The organism is Frigidibacter sp. (assembly GCF_030695035.1).
GTDB lineage: Bacteria > Pseudomonadota > Alphaproteobacteria > Rhodobacterales > Rhodobacteraceae > Frigidibacter.
On record NZ_JAUYTT010000019.1, the window covers coordinates 18,959 to 32,964 of the forward strand.

14 protein-coding genes are annotated in these 14,006 nt (G+C 67.8%); 6 read left to right on the top strand and 8 right to left on the bottom strand.

Annotation, left to right across the window (positions count from 1 at the left end):
• Positions 1-45 precede the first annotated feature (45 nt).
• On the bottom strand, positions 46-660 hold the full coding sequence (locus Q8S30_RS17115; RefSeq protein ID WP_305667239.1) for a ribonuclease D: 615 nt from the start codon (positions 658-660) through the stop codon (positions 46-48).
• A gap of 234 nt (positions 661-894) precedes the next feature.
• Between Q8S30_RS17115 and Q8S30_RS17120 the strand changes: the two genes are divergently transcribed.
• Entirely contained in the window at positions 895-1,374 is a 480-nt protein-coding gene (locus tag Q8S30_RS17120; protein ID WP_305667240.1) for a DUF805 domain-containing protein, read from the top strand.
• The gene (gene dapE, locus Q8S30_RS17125; RefSeq protein ID WP_305667241.1) at positions 1,317-2,528 is read left to right on the top strand and encodes a succinyl-diaminopimelate desuccinylase; all 1,212 of its coding nucleotides are present in this window, start codon (positions 1,317-1,319) and stop codon (positions 2,526-2,528) included. The genes Q8S30_RS17120 and dapE overlap by 58 nt, the downstream gene beginning before the upstream one ends.
• On the opposite strand, the gene truA is transcribed toward dapE, so the two are convergent.
• The 3 genes from truA to def form a co-directional block, all read right to left on the bottom strand.
• On the bottom strand, positions 2,522-3,259 hold the full coding sequence (truA, locus tag Q8S30_RS17130; protein WP_305667242.1) for a tRNA pseudouridine(38-40) synthase TruA: 738 nt from the start codon (positions 3,257-3,259) through the stop codon (positions 2,522-2,524). The genes dapE and truA overlap by 7 nt on opposite strands.
• A complete protein-coding gene (gene fmt, locus Q8S30_RS17135) occupies positions 3,259-4,182 on the bottom strand; it encodes a methionyl-tRNA formyltransferase (protein WP_371135547.1) in 924 nt (307 codons plus the stop codon). The genes truA and fmt overlap by 1 nt, the downstream gene beginning before the upstream one ends.
• 200 nt (positions 4,183-4,382) lie before the next feature.
• The gene (gene def, locus Q8S30_RS17140; RefSeq protein WP_305667244.1) at positions 4,383-4,958 is read right to left on the bottom strand and encodes a peptide deformylase; all 576 of its coding nucleotides are present in this window, start codon (positions 4,956-4,958) and stop codon (positions 4,383-4,385) included.
• Between the two features lie 119 nt (positions 4,959-5,077).
• Here def and Q8S30_RS17145 point away from each other — a divergent pair, with 119 nt between their 5' ends.
• The gene (locus Q8S30_RS17145) at positions 5,078-6,262 is read left to right on the top strand and encodes a DNA recombination protein RmuC (RefSeq protein WP_305667245.1); all 1,185 of its coding nucleotides are present in this window, start codon (positions 5,078-5,080) and stop codon (positions 6,260-6,262) included.
• 12 nt (positions 6,263-6,274) lie between these two features.
• On the opposite strand, the gene Q8S30_RS17150 is transcribed toward Q8S30_RS17145, so the two are convergent.
• The 4 genes from Q8S30_RS17150 to Q8S30_RS17165 all read right to left on the bottom strand — a co-directional run bounded on the left by Q8S30_RS17150 (position 6,275) and on the right by Q8S30_RS17165 (position 9,488).
• Positions 6,275-6,784 carry an OsmC family protein gene (locus Q8S30_RS17150; protein ID WP_305667246.1) on the bottom strand — a complete coding sequence of 170 codons (510 nt, stop codon included), beginning with the start codon at positions 6,782-6,784 and terminating at the stop codon, positions 6,275-6,277.
• A gap of 95 nt (positions 6,785-6,879) precedes the next feature.
• Complete coding sequence (locus tag Q8S30_RS17155) at positions 6,880-7,662, bottom strand: ABC transporter ATP-binding protein (RefSeq protein ID WP_069053989.1); 783 nt, start codon at positions 7,660-7,662, stop codon at positions 6,880-6,882.
• Positions 7,663-7,673: 11 nt separating this feature from the next.
• Positions 7,674-8,504, bottom strand: coding sequence for an ABC transporter permease (locus Q8S30_RS17160; protein ID WP_267520111.1), 831 nt, complete (start codon positions 8,502-8,504; stop codon positions 7,674-7,676).
• Between the two features lie 18 nt (positions 8,505-8,522).
• Positions 8,523-9,488 (bottom strand): aliphatic sulfonate ABC transporter substrate-binding protein, encoded by a 966-nt coding sequence (locus Q8S30_RS17165; RefSeq protein ID WP_305667247.1) that lies wholly within the window; start codon positions 9,486-9,488, stop codon positions 8,523-8,525.
• A 348-nt stretch (positions 9,489-9,836) separates the two neighbouring features.
• Between Q8S30_RS17165 and Q8S30_RS17170 the strand changes: the two genes are divergently transcribed.
• The 3 genes from Q8S30_RS17170 (at position 9,837) to Q8S30_RS17180 (ending at position 13,958) form a co-directional block, all read left to right on the top strand.
• Positions 9,837-12,575: a [protein-PII] uridylyltransferase gene (locus tag Q8S30_RS17170; RefSeq protein ID WP_305667248.1), complete on the top strand. Its 2,739-nt coding sequence runs from the start codon at positions 9,837-9,839 to the stop codon at positions 12,573-12,575.
• Between the two features lie 150 nt (positions 12,576-12,725).
• Entirely contained in the window at positions 12,726-13,331 is a 606-nt protein-coding gene (grpE, locus tag Q8S30_RS17175; protein ID WP_305667249.1) for a nucleotide exchange factor GrpE, read from the top strand.
• A gap of 3 nt (positions 13,332-13,334) precedes the next feature.
• Positions 13,335-13,958, top strand: a complete 624-nt coding sequence (locus Q8S30_RS17180) for a trimeric intracellular cation channel family protein (protein ID WP_305667250.1) — start codon at positions 13,335-13,337, stop codon at positions 13,956-13,958.
• Positions 13,959-14,006 lie beyond the last annotated feature (48 nt).

Here is a 14,006-nt window from a genome sequence, read left to right on the forward strand (position 1 = left end):
GCCGACGACCGACCGTCAGACTGACGCAAGACAGCTTAGAAATTGTCAAGTATGCGCGAAAATGTCGGCTTCCGGCCAACCCGCCAGATCGAGCTGCGCCCGCACCGGCAAGAATGCGAAACAGGCTTTCGCCAGGTCGGCGCGCCCCTCGCGGGCGAGCATCGCTTCGAGCCGTCCATGGAGGGCGTGCAGATGCAGGACATCGGAGGCGGCATATGAAAGCTGGGCGTCGCTGAGCGTGTCGGCGCCCCAGTCGGATGATTGCTGCTGCTTGGACAGTTCGATGCCCAGAAGCTCGCGGACCAGATCCTTCAGGCCGTGCCGGTCCGTGTAGGTGCGCGTCAGCTTCGAGGCGATCTTCGTGCAATAGACCGGGCCCGTAACGACGCCGAAGGCCTGCTGCAGCACCGCGATATCGAAGCGGGCGAAATGAAACAGCTTCAGGACGGCCCGGTCCTCCAGCAGCGCGATCAGATTGACCGGACGGGGCCCTTCCTTGGGAATTTGGACGACATCGGCGGACCCGTCGCCGCGCGACAGCTGGACGACGCAAAGACGGTCGCGGTGCGGGTTGAGACCCAGGGTTTCGGTGTCGATCGCCACGCTGGCGCCGGCTTCGAACCCGTCCGGGAGATCGCCGCGATGGAAACGGATGGTCATGTCGCAAACCTCGCTCGGACGCCGGCGCGCCGCTTGAATTCGATGAGGTCCGACTGCGCCAAGGCTCTATCGCACTTGCGGAATGTCAACACCGTCTGCCGCAGCTAGCGGCGCGGAGCGCGGCATTCAAGCCCTTTCTGCGTTAACGCGGCAATGGCTGCGTTAACCTTTTATTCACCATATTCTTCCCGTCACCGCGGGGGCATGGCACAAGGACGTCATCGGAGCCCATCGATGACCGTCTTCCGCCTCCTCACCGACTTCGACGGCCGCATCGGCCTCCGCCGCTTCTGGCTGGGAAGCGCGCTGGTTGCCTTCGCGCTGCTCGGCATCCAGAAGCTGGCCTCCACCTTCTTCTACTTCGAGGCTGAGAAGATCGTCGCCTTCGCGCAGGCCTTCGCGTTGTTCCCCTGGGCGGCGCTGGCGGCCAAACGCGCGACCGATCGCGGCAGCAGCGGCCTCTACGGCATCATCCTGATCTGCGTGATCGTGCTCCCGGCGCATCTCAAGCCCTGGCTGCCCTATCTCTGGGCGCCCTCGCTCGACACGGTCGCGCTGATCGCCTGGCTGTTCGCGCTGGTCGATCTGGGGCTGATGCCTTCGGCGCGAAGCCGCGAGCCGCTTGCAGCGGACGCCCCCGGTGGTAAAGCGGGCTCATGGACACAAGCGCGCTCGCAGACCTCGCCTTCGATCCCCTCGACCCCGTCGCACTGACGCAGGCGCTGGTTCGCTGCGCTTCGGTGACGCCGCATGAAGGCGGCGCACTGGCGCTGATCGACGCCGTGCTCTCCCCGGCAGGGTATCGCGTCGAGCGGCCGGTGTTCGGCGAACCCGGCACGCCCGATGTCGAGAATCTCTATGCCCGGATCGGCACCCAGGCACCCGTTTTCGTCATTGCCGGCCATACCGATGTCGTGCCTGTCGGCGACGCGGCGGCTTGGACGCGCGATCCTTTCAGCGGCGCAGTCGAGGGCGGTCTGCTGCATGGCCGCGGCGCCTGCGACATGAAGGGCGGGCTGGCGGCGATGATGGCCGCCGCCTTGCGGTTCCGCCGCGACAACCCGCAGGCGCCGGGGTCGATCGCCTTCCTGATTACGGGCGACGAGGAGGGGCCCGCGATCAACGGCACCGCCAAGCTGCTGGCCTGGGCGCATGAGCGCGGCGAGCGCTTCGATCATTGCCTGCTGGGCGAGCCGACCAACCCGGCCGCGATGAGCGACATGATCAAGATCGGCCGGCGCGGCTCGCTGACGGGCGAACTGGTCGTTCACGGCAAGCAGGGCCATGTCGGCTATCCGCATCTGGCCGAGAACCCGATCCGCGGCATGGTGCGCCTGCTGGCGGCGCTCGATGCCGAGCCGCTCGATGGGGGCACCCCCTATTTCGACGCCAGCAATCTCGAATTCACCACCGTCGATGTCGGCAACCCCGCCAGCAATGTCGTGCCGGCGCAGGCGCGGGCGGTGTTCAACATCCGCTTCAACGACATCTGGACGCCCGACACCCTCGCGCAGGAGCTGGAGCGCCGCCTGGCGCAGGCGGCCGGCAACAGCGTGCGCTACGTCCTGACCTGCAAACCGACCAATGCGGTCGCCTTCCTGACGCAGCCCGGCCCCTTCGTCGCGATGGTGGCCGATGCCGTCGAGGCGCAGACCGGCCAGCGGCCGGCGCTGTCGACGACGGGCGGCACCTCGGATGCGCGCTTCATCAAGAGCTATTGCCCGGTGGTGGAATACGGCGTCGTCGGACAGACCATGCATCAGGTGAACGAGTGCGTGGCGGTCGCGGATCTGCTGACGCTGGAGGCCATCACGCACCGGCTGCTGACCGCCTATTTCGAGGCGCCGGCCGCACCTGACCCTCAGTAATCCACACCCGCCAGATACAGCCCGCAGGGCGGGGCCAGCGCCGCGCATTGCGAGCGGTCGCAAGCCGCCAGGACCTTGCCCAGCTTGTTTTCCGGCCAGCGCCCGGCCCCGACCATCTTCAGGCAGCCGACGATGGAGCGGACCTGATGATGCAGGAAGGAGCGGGCATGGGCATAGACGACGATCTCGTCGCCCTCGCGGCGGACGTCGAGCCGGTCCAGCGTGCGCATCGGGCTGTTGGCCTGGCATTCGGCGGCGCGGAAGGTGGTGAAGTCGTGATGGCCGAGCAGAGCTTTGGCGGCGCGGTCCATCGCCTCGTGGTCGAGCTTGACCGGCACATGCCAGAGCCGGTCGCGGTCGAGCGCCGGCTGCGCGCGGCGGTCGATGATGCGGTAGATGTAGTAGCGTCGTTTCGCCGAAATCCGCGCGTCGAATTCATCGGTCACGGCCTGGGCGCTGACCACAGCAACCGGCAGGCGCTTGAGGCGGGCATTGCTGGCGTCGCGCACGACATCCGTGCGCCAGTCCTTGTCGAGATCGACATGGGCGACCTGGTGCGTGGCGTGGACGCCGGCATCTGTGCGCCCGGCGCAGTGCAGCCTGACGGCATGGCCGCAGAAGGCCTCGATCGCCTCCTCGACGCTTTGCTGAACCGACGGCCCGTTGGCCTGGCGCTGCCAGCCCGAGAAGGGCGTGCCGTCATATTCGATGACGAGCTTGTAGCGCGGCATCAGAGCCTGCCGCCGGCGCCGAGGCGCGCGCCGCGCAGGAACTCCGCGCCGCTAACGGGACGCCCGCCCGCCCGCTGGACTTGGAGCAGTTTCACCGCCCCTTCCGCGCAGGCGACAGTACCATCCTCGTCCAGCAGTATGCCCGGCTCGGCCGCACCGCCCGCGAGCGCGGTGCGCAGGATCTTGAGCCGCTCGGGCCCCTTGCCGAGATCGATCTCGGCGAAAGCGCCCGGGAATGGCGCCAGGCCGCGCACGAGGTCATGCACCTGCCGCGCCGGCCTCGCCCAGTTCAGCTTCGCCTCGGCGTTTGCGATCTTGGCGGCGTAGGTCACGCCCTCGTCCGGCTGTGGCGTGAAACGCAGAGCGCCGCGCCCCAGCGCGGCCAGGGCGCGCACCATCAGATCCGCGCCCAGCGGCGCGAGCGCGTCGTGCAGCTCGCCCGATGTCATATCCGGGCCGATCTCCAGCCGCTCGACCATGCCGACGGGGCCGGTGTCGAGGCCGGCTTCCATCTTCATGACGCAGACGCCGCTTTCGGCATCGCCCGCCATCACCGCACGCTGGATAGGCGCCGCGCCGCGCCAGCGCGGCAGCAGCGAGGCATGCAGGTTCAGGCAGCCGAGCTCCGGGATGTCGAGGATGGCCTGCGGCAGGATCATACCATAGGCGACGACGACGGCGACGTCGGCCTGATGGGAAGCGATCTGGTCGGCGATGTCGGGCGTCTTCAGGGTCGAGGGCGTGAAGACGGGGATGCCGAAGCGCTCGGCCGCCCTGTGCACCGGCGAGGGTTTCAGTTCGAGGCCACGACCGGCCTGGGCCGGGGCGCGGGTGTAGCAGCTGACGACCTCGTGGCCCTGGCCGATGATCTCGGTCAGCGTCGGCACCGCGAAATCGGGCGTGCCCATGAAGATGACGCGCAAACTCATACGCTGGATTCTACCTCAACTGGACAGGCATGGCCCGCCGAATGATCATTTGAACCCTCATCCTGAGGCGCCGCGCAGCGGCGTCTCGAAGGAGGGTCCAGGAGGCTCCGGAACCATCTGGAGCATCCTTCGAGACGCGCTCGTGCCGAGCGCTCCTCAGGATGAGGGCTGCGGAAGCTCTTGTGTCAGTTGCGTCACGCTTCGCGCTTTGCCTGCTTGGCGAAGCGCTTGGTGACGCGCTCGCGCTTGAGGCGCGAGAGATGGTCGATGAACAGCACGCCGTTCAGATGGTCGATCTCATGCTGGATGCAGGTGGCAAGCAGGCCGTCGGCCTCGATCTCCTGCGGCTTGCCGTCGAGATCGGTATAGCTGACCTTCACGAACGCCGGACGCTCGACCTCCTCGTAATATTCGGGGATCGAGAGGCAGCCTTCCTCATAGACGCTGCGCTCCTCGGACGACCAGGTGATCTCCGGATTGATGAAGGCGATCGGGTTGCGCGGCTGGGCGTCGCGCTTCGCCTGATCGTCTTCCGCTTCGGTGCCTTCCGCGTCTGCCTGTTCGCTGGCCGCACGCTTGGCGACATCGAGCGTCACCACGCGCCAGGGCACGCCGATCTGGATGGCGGCAAGGCCGATGCCCGGCGCATCATACATCGTCTCGAACATGTCGGCGACGAGCGTACGGATCTCGGGCGTGATCTGCGCGACCGGGGTCGAAACCAGGCGAAGCTGGGCGTCGGGCAGGATGACGAGCGGGCGGATGGCCATGGGGAGCGTTCTACGCGATTTTTCAATGACGAGACGGCGACATAAGCGCTTGTGCCCCGCCGGTCAAACTGTTCCGCTTTCGTTCGAATTCGTTCACCCGAATCGGTTATCGTTTCCGCATGAACGAGATCGCCTTCATCCTGCTCGACCGCCCGGTCACCTGGGGCGAGGCCGCGATCGGCTTTGCGACCCTCAGCCTCGCCCTGCTGCTGATCATGACGCTTTCATCCTGGCGGGCGAGCCGAGGCCGCGCGCTGGAAGCGGCCATCGCCGCCGAGCGGGCCCGCGAGACCGACGACAAGGTCGCCGAGACGAACCGCCTCCAGGCGGAGCTGACCGGCCGGATGCAGTCCATGGCCGAAATCCTCTCCACCCGGCAGGGCGATCTCGCGCGCCTCGTCGCCGACCGCATGGAGGGCCTGCGCCATCAAGTCGGTCAGGGGCTGGAGCAGAATGTCCGCCAGACCAGCGAGAGCCTGGGCCGGCTGCAGGAGCGGCTGGCGGTGATCGACAGCGCCCAGAAGAACCTGACCAACCTCACCTCCGAGGTGGTCACGCTGCGCGACGTGCTCTCCAACAAGCAGGCGCGCGGCGCCTATGGCCAGGGCCGGATGGAGGCGATCATCCGCGACGGCCTGCCCGGCGCCTTCTTCGCTTTCCAGCCTCAGCTCTCGAACGGCAAGCGGCCCGATTGCCTGGTGACGCTGCCCGGCGACGGGCGCGGGCTCGTCATCGACGCCAAGTTTCCGCTGGAGAGTTTCACGCAATTGCGCGAGGCCCGCGGCGAGGAGGCGCGCAAGGCAGCCGCCGCCCGGGTGCGCAACGATGTCGGCGTGCATGTGAAGGACATCGCCGAGCGCTATTTTCTGCCGGGCGAGACGCAGGACCTCGCCTTGCTCTTCGTGCCCTCGGAATCGATCCATGCCGATCTGCACGAGCATTTCGACGACGTAATCCAGAAGGCGCATCGCGCCCGGATCATGATCGTCTCGCCCTCGCTGCTGGCGCTCGCGATCCAGTTGATGCAGTCGCTGGTGCGCGACGCGCGGATGCGCGAGGAGGCGCAGGTGATCCAGAGCGAAGTCGGCAAGCTCCTGGCCGATGTCCGGCGGCTCGGCGAGCGGGCGGAAAAACTCGACCAGCATTTCCGCCAGGCGCAGGACGACGTCGCGGGTCTGCGCACCTCGGCGGGCAAGATCGTGGGCCGTGGCGAGCGCATCGTGGCGCTCGATTTCGACGAGGCGAAGGGCGAGCCGACGCTGCCCTTCGCCGAGGGTCTGGCCTTGAAGAAGGCGGCCGAGTGAGCGGCCGGGCGATCAGGCGACCGCCAGGGTCGCGCTCAGCTCGGGTTTGACGTTCAGCGTCTGGAACACGACGCAGTAGCGCTCGGTCAGCTTCAGCAGTGTGTCGAGCTTCTCCTGCGGCGCATCGGTCTCGACCTCGAAGGACAGCCGGATCGCCTTGAAGCCGACGGCGGCGTCCTTTGCGACACCGAGCGTGCCGCGGAAGTCGAGATCGCCCTCGGCATGGACGATGCCCTTCTTCAACTCGATCTCGAGCGCGGTGGCCACCGCCTTCAGCGTGACGCCGGCGCAGGCGACAAGGGCCTCCAGCAGCATGTCACCGGAGCAGAGTTCGGCGCCCGAGCCGCCGGTGGCCGGGTGCAACCCCGCCAGCGCGATCGCACGGCCGGTCTCGACCTTGCAGGCGATGTGCTGGTCGTCGAGCTCGCCCTTGGCCTTCAGGGTGACGACGGCTGCGCCGGGATCGGAACGGTAGGAGTCCTTGAGCGGCGCCTGCAGGGCGCGGAGAGCGGTGACGTCCATGATGTCAGAACCTCAAGTCGAATGAAGCGGTCGGGATCGCTGATAGAGGCTCGGGCGGTCACAGGCCACCGGAAAGCGATACCCCGTGACGCGGCTCACCACCACATCCCGGCGGTCTCGGCAGCCTTCTGCTGGTGCGGGGCCTCGTCGCGCAGCGAACGATCGAGGCTGCGCAGGATCTCGCGCTTGGCCGCCTCGAAAGCCGGCGAGAGCCGGTCGCGCGGGCGGGCGAGCGGGTTATCGAAGGCGTCGAAGACCCGCCCCGGCTTGGGCTGCATCACCACGATCCGGTCGGCCAGCGTCACGGCCTCCTCGACGTCATGGGTCACCATGACGACGGTGGGCCGGCTCTCGCCCCACAAAGCGAGCAGATGGCCGTGGAGGCTGGCGCGGGTGGTGGCGTCGAGCGCCGAGAACGGCTCGTCCATCAGCAGCAGCTTGGGTCGCGTGACGAGGGCGCGGGCGATGGCGACGCGCTGCTGCTGGCCGCCGGAGAGTTCGCGCGGCCAGCGCCGGTCGTGCCCGCCGAGCCCGACACGAACGAGGGCGTTGGTGACCAGCCCCTCGCGCTCGAAGGCGGAGAGATGCGAGAGGCCGAAGCCGACATTCTCGGCCACCGATAGCCAGGGGAACAGGCGCGGCTCCTGGAAGATCACCCCGACATCGGCGCGCGGCTCGGCGATCGCCTCGCCATCGAGCAGGATGCGCCCGGCGCTCGGCCGGTCGAGACCGGCGATCAGGCGCAGCAGCGTGGTCTTGCCGCAGCCCGAGCCGCCGACCAGCGCCAGGATCTCGCCCTGTGCGACATCGAGGGTGACGGCCGACAGCGCCTGCGTGCCGTCGGCATAGGTTTTCGACAGGGTCTCGAAGCTCAGCATCGAGGGCTTTCTCAGAGTTTGTCGCGGGCCGTGTCCTGCCAGGCGAGAACCGGCCGCGTCAGGGCGACGAGGAGGCCGTCGGCCAGCTTTCCGAGCACGGCGAAGCTGATGATGGCCGCGATGATGGTGTCGGGCCGGCCGAGTTGCTGGCCATCGACGAGGAGGTAGCCGAGGCCTTCGCTGGCGCCCATGATCTCGGCCGCGACCACGAACATGAAGCCCAGCCCGAGCCCCGAGCGCAGCGCCGTGATCCAGGCCGGCAGGATCGCCGGCAGCAGCACCCGTCGCGCCATCGCCAGCCGGCCGAGCCTGAAGACACGGCCGACCTCGACGATCTTGCGGTCGATGCCCTGGATCGCGGCGGCCACACCGAGATAGACCGGGAAGAACACGCCGACCGCGATCAGCGCCACTTTCGACGCCTCGAAGATGCCGAGCCAGAGGATGAAGAGCGGCACCCAGGCGATCGAGGGAATGGCGCGCAGGGCCTGCAGCGTCGGGTCGATCAGACCGCGCGCCACCGGAAGCGCGCCGGTGACGGCGCCGAGCAAGGTGCCCGCCGCAGCGCCGAGGGCAAACCCGGCAGCAACCCGCCAGAGCGTCGCCGCGGCATGGGTGAAGAGTTCGCCCGAAGCCGCGAGAGACCAGAGGGTGGCGCCGACCACGCTCGGCGGTGGCATCAGGCGCCCATTGGCGAAGCCCGACCTGACGGCGATCTCCCACAACACGGCCAGCACGACCGGCAGCGCGAAACCCGCCAGCGCCACGCCCGCCCGGCGTGGCCGCGGACGAGCGGGACCGCCCTGCTCATCCGCAGCCGTCTCGATGCCGAGCGCACTCATCGGGGGGCCGACGCGACGTCAGTTGGTAACGGCGAAGCGACGGTCGAGCAGGTCATCGACCACGGCCTTCACATCGGTCTTGGCGGGCACGACGCCGGCTTCCTGCAGCGCGAGGCCAGCCGCGATGATCGTCTCGGCCTGGGCCTGCCCGATCGTGGAATGCGTGAGTTCGGTCCGGGTGAGCTGCCGCTCGATCACCGCATCGGACAGCTTGGTGTAGGCGACCAGCGTCTTCTTCAGCTCGGCCGGGTTGGCGAGCGCATAGGCGCGCGCCTCCTCGTAAGCCGCAAGAACCTTGCGCACGAGGGCCGGATTCTCCCTGGCAAAGGCCTCGCGGACGTTGAGCACGCCCCAGGTGTTGTCGGCGGCCTTGCGGTGGAACAGCTTGGCGCCGCTCTCGACCTCGGCGGCGGCCATCAGCGGGTCGAGACCAGCCCAGGCATCGACGTCGCCGCGCTCGAGCGCCAGGCGCCCGTCGGCATGCTGCAGGAGGACGAGCCTGACGTCCTTCTCCGTCAGCTTGGCCTCGGCCAGCGCCCGGACGAGGAAGATATGCGGGTCAGTGCCGCGAGTGACGGCGACGCGCTTGCCCTTGAGGTCGGCGACCTTGGTGATCTCGCTCTTGGCGCCGGTGACCAGCGCCGTCCATTCCGGCCGCGAATAGACATAGATCGTCTTGATCGGGTTGCCGTTGATCTTGCCGATCAGCGCGGCTGCGCCGGCCGTCGAGCCGAAGTCGAGCGAGCCGGCGTTGAGGAACTCCAGTGCCTTGTTGGAGCCGGCGGACTGCACCCAGCGCACGGTGATGCCGTCGGCCGCCAGTGCCTTCTCGAGGATGCCGCTGTCCTTCAGGACGAGGCTGACCGGGTTATAGGTCGCGAAGTCGACGCGGATTTCCTTGGGCGCCTGGGCGAAGGCCTGTCCGGCAGAGAGAACGAGCGACACGGCAAGGCCGGCGACGGCTAGACGGCGGGAAATGGTCATTCAGGGTCCCTTTCGATGCGCGAAGGGACCGAGCGACAGGTTGGCGCCCATGCCCCACGCTTTAGCTGCACTTGTTTCGCGCCCGCAAGCTGGTGGCTCAAATCGGCGCGTATCCGCCTTTTAGGTCCATTCGTTCTGTATGTCAAACAGTACGGCTCTTTCTGTTGAATCGGATATTCAACATTGAACAACGTGTAATTAAACCGCTTTCCGAATCCGCCTCTCATGCTAACCAGCCTTGGGCGGCTTCCGAGCCGGACGCCACAGCGAACGAGGTCAGGCCGGGTGTCATCCGCCAATCAACCGGTGCTCGAACTTGCCGCCGTTCTGGCGAGCCCCCGACGGGCCATGACCGATCTGCTCGCACGCAGCGGTCCGGGGGCCGATACGCGCGGCCTGCTCGTGGCGGCGCTGCGGGACATCCTCGACCAGGGCCACGACTCCGCCCGCGAACTGCTCAAGCGACCACGCCATGGCTTGATCTGTGCGCAGCATCTTTCGGCGGTGATGGATGGCGTCGTCGGCTGCCTGCATGTCGCGGCGACGGAGCATTTCTATCCGGCGCTGAACCCCTCGCAATCGGAGCGGATCGCGGTCGTCGCGGTCGGAGGCTATGGGCGGGGGACGCTGGCCCCGGGCTCGGACGTCGATCTGCTCTTCCTGTTTCCGCACAAGCAGACCGCCTGGGGCGAGAGCGTGGTCGAGGCGATGCTCTACCCGCTCTGGGACCTGAAGCTGAAGGTCGGGCATTCGGTGCGCTCGCTCGATGATTGCGTGCGCGAGGCGCGCGCCGACATGACGGTCCGCACCGCCCTGCTCGAGGCCCGTTTCGTCACCGGCGACGTGCTGCTGTTTCACGACATGCTGCGTCGGTACGGCGCCGAGGTCGTCGAGGGCACGGCCCCGGCTTTCACCGAGGCCAAGCTGCAGGAGCGCGAGACGCGCGTGCGCCGCGCCGGAACCTCGCGCTATCTCGTCGAGCCCAACGTCAAGGACGGCAAGGGCGGCATGCGCGACCTGAACACGCTGTTCTGGATCGCCAAATATGCCTACCGCGTCGACGATGTGCGCGAGCTGGTCGCGGCCGGCCTGTTCGACCGCAAGGAACTGCTGATGTTCCAGCGCTCGGAGGAGTTCCTCTGGCGCGTGCGCTGCTGGCTGCATTTCATCACCGGGCGGGCTGAGGAACGGCTGTCCTTCGACCTGCAAAGGCAGGTAGCGGCGGCGATCGGCTATGCCGGCCGCAGCGGGCAGGCCCCGGTCGAGCGCTTCATGAAAGCGTATTTCCTCGTCGCCAAGGATGTCGGCGACCTGACCGCGATCGTCTGTGCCGCGCTGGAGGCGCGCCAGCAGAAGCCGCGTGCCTCGCTGTCGCGCCTGCTAGGCTCCTTTGCCAAGCGCAAGCGGGTGCGCGCGCTCGGCCATCCCGACTTCACGCTGAAGAGCCAGCGCCTCAACGTGGTCGATCCCGACGCCTTCCGGCGCGACCCGGTCAACCTGCTGCGACTCTACGAAATCGCCAGCCGGGACGATCTGGCGATCCACCCCGATGCCAGCCGGTTGGTGACGCAGTCGCTGCGGCTCATCACACCGCAGCTGCGCAACGATCCCGATGCCAACCGCATCTTCCTCGAGATCCTCACCGCGCGGCGCTCGCCGGAGGCGGTGCTGCGGCGAATGAACGAATCCGGGCTGCTGGGCAAGTTCGTGCCGGATTTCGGACGCGTCGTGGCGATGATGCAATTCAATATGTATCATCACTACACGGTCGACGAGCACCTGATCCGGAGCATCGGCGTTCTCGCCGAGATCGATGCCGGCGTGCTGCAGTCGGAGCATCCGCTCGCCAACGAGATCATGCCGACGATCGCCAATCGCCGGGCGCTCTATGTCGCGCTGCTGCTGCACGACATCGCCAAGGGGCGGATCGAGGATCATTCGGTCGCCGGCGCCCGGATCGCCCGCAAGCTCGGGCCGCGGCTCGGCCTGACCGAAGGACAGACCGAAACCGCCGCCTGGCTGGTCGAGCACCATCTCGACATGTCGACCGTCGCGCAGAGCCGCGATCTCGGCGACCCAAAGACGATCGAGAGCTTCGCCGCCACCGTGCAGACTCTGGAGCGGCTGAAGCTCCTGCTCGTCCTGACGGTGGCCGACATCAAGGCCGTCGGCCCCGGCGTCTGGAACGGCTGGAAGGGCCAGCTCCTGCGCACGCTCTATTATGAGACCGAGATCGTGCTCGCCGGCGGCCATTCCGCGATCGAGCGCAAGGCGCGGGTCGAGAAGAAGCAGGATGCGCTGAAGGAGCGACTCTCTGACTGGGGGGCCGCAGCGCGCGACGCCTATCTCGCCCGGCACTACCCAGCCTACTGGATCAAGACCGATGTCGGCCGGCAGGAGAAGCACGCGCGCTTCATGGCCCGCGCCGAGGCCGAAGGGCGCACCACCGCGACGCTGGTCGAAACCGACCAGTTCCGCGGGATCACCGAGCTCACCATTCTGGCGCCGGACCATCCGCGTCTGCTCGCCATTGTCACCGGCGCCTGCGCGGCGTCGGGCGGCAACATCGTCGATGCCCAGATCTTCACCACCACGGACGGGCTGGTGCTCGATACGATCTCGGTCTCGCGCGCTTTCGACATGGATGACGATGAACTGCGCCGCGCCGAGCGGATCGCGGCGGCGATCGAGCGGGCGCTCAAGGGCGAGATCAAGATCGCCGATCTGGTGGCGCAGCGCCGGGCGCCGCCGGCGCGCGGCCAGACCTTCCAGGTCGCGCCCGAGGTCATCATCGACAACGTGCTGTCGGCCCGCCACACGGTGCTGGAGATCGCCGGGCTCGACCGGCCGGGCCTGCTCTACGATCTCACCACCGCGATCGGGAAGCTCAACCTCAACATCGCCTCGGCCCATATCGCGACCTTCGGCGAAAAGGCCGTCGACGTGTTCTACGTCACCGACCTGACCAACGCGAAGATCGTCTCGACGCAACGCCAGCTCGCGATCCGCCGGGCCCTGCTCGACGTGTTCAGCTTCTGGCACGACAAGGCGGCCGCGCCCAAGGCGAAGACGCCCGCCCGCGCTTGATTTAAACCGGCGCAAGCCCGATATCGGCCGGGAACGCGGTCGCGCGCCGATGTCGCGGCCAGGTCTTCGATGGAAGCCGAGAGCCTTGGTTTCAGCGGAAGCCGGATGTCGGATTTCGCGCAAGACGATCGATATGGATTGGATCACGCCATGACGCAGAACCCCTCGCCGGAACATCCGAACGCAGAGCCCGTCATCGACGACACCGCGCTGCAGTCACCCGAGGAGATCATCCAGGCGAATTTTGCCCGGATCGAGGCCGAGCGCGACGATCTCAAGGACAAGCTGCTGCGGACGCTGGCCGACATGGAAAATCTGCGCCGTCGCACCGAGCGCGAGATCGGCGACGCCAAGGCCTATGCGGTGACGAGTTTTGCCCGCGACCTGCTGGGGTCGGCGGATAATCTGCGGCGCGCAATCGAGAGCCTGCCCGAGACGGCCCGCGCCACCGAGGAGCCCGCGCTCAAGGCCCTTATCGAGGGCGTCGATCTGACCGAGCGCGACTTGCTCAAGACGCTGGAGCGCCACGGCGTTCGCAAGATCGAGCCGCTCGGCGAGAAGTTCGACCCCAACATGCACCAGGCGATGTTCGAGGCGCCCGATGCCGAGGTCGCCAAGGGGCTCGTCTCCAAGGTCGTTCAGTCGGGCTACAAGATCGGCGAGCGCGTGCTGCGGCCGGCGCTGGTCGGGATCTCCGCCGGCGCGCCCAAGCCCCCTGCCCCCGAGGGCGCCGATCCCGCCATCACCGGCCACTGACCGGTGCTTGAGGCTGCCGGCGTCGCCGTCTTCGCGCTGACCGGCGCCCTCGTCGCGGCCCGCAAGGGCATGGATCCGTTCGGCTTCATCCTGCTGGCCACCGTCACCGGCGCCGGCGGCGGCACCTTGCGGGATCTGCTTTTGGCGCGCACGGTCTGGTGGGTCGAGGCGCCGCTCGGCGTGATCATCTGCGCCGGCGTGGCGCTCGTTGCCTGGACGATCGCCTATCTGCGCCCCGGCCGGCTCGACGGCTGGAGCGCCAAGCGTCTGCTGCTCTGGGCCGATGCGGCGGGGCTGGCGCTGTTTGCGGTGTCGGGCACCCAGAAGGCGCTGGCGGCCGGGGTTCCGGTGCTGTCCGCGATCGCGCTCGGGGCCGTCACCGCCTCCTTCGGCGGCATCCTACGCGACATCCTGGCGGGCGATCGCGCCATGGTGCTGTGGAGCCGGGATTTCTACGTCACCGCCGCAGCCGCCGGCGCCACCGCCACGGCTCTGCTCACGCAACTCGGCTTCGGCCCGGCCATCGTGATGGTCGGCGGGCTTGCCGCCGGGTTTGGGCTGCGCGCCGGGTCGATCCTGCTGGGCTGGTCGTTTCCGCGCCTGCCGGGGTCGGACGAGCCGCGCTGACGCTTCTGCGTCTTTGCGAGCGTAGCGAAGCAATCCAGAACCTCGAAG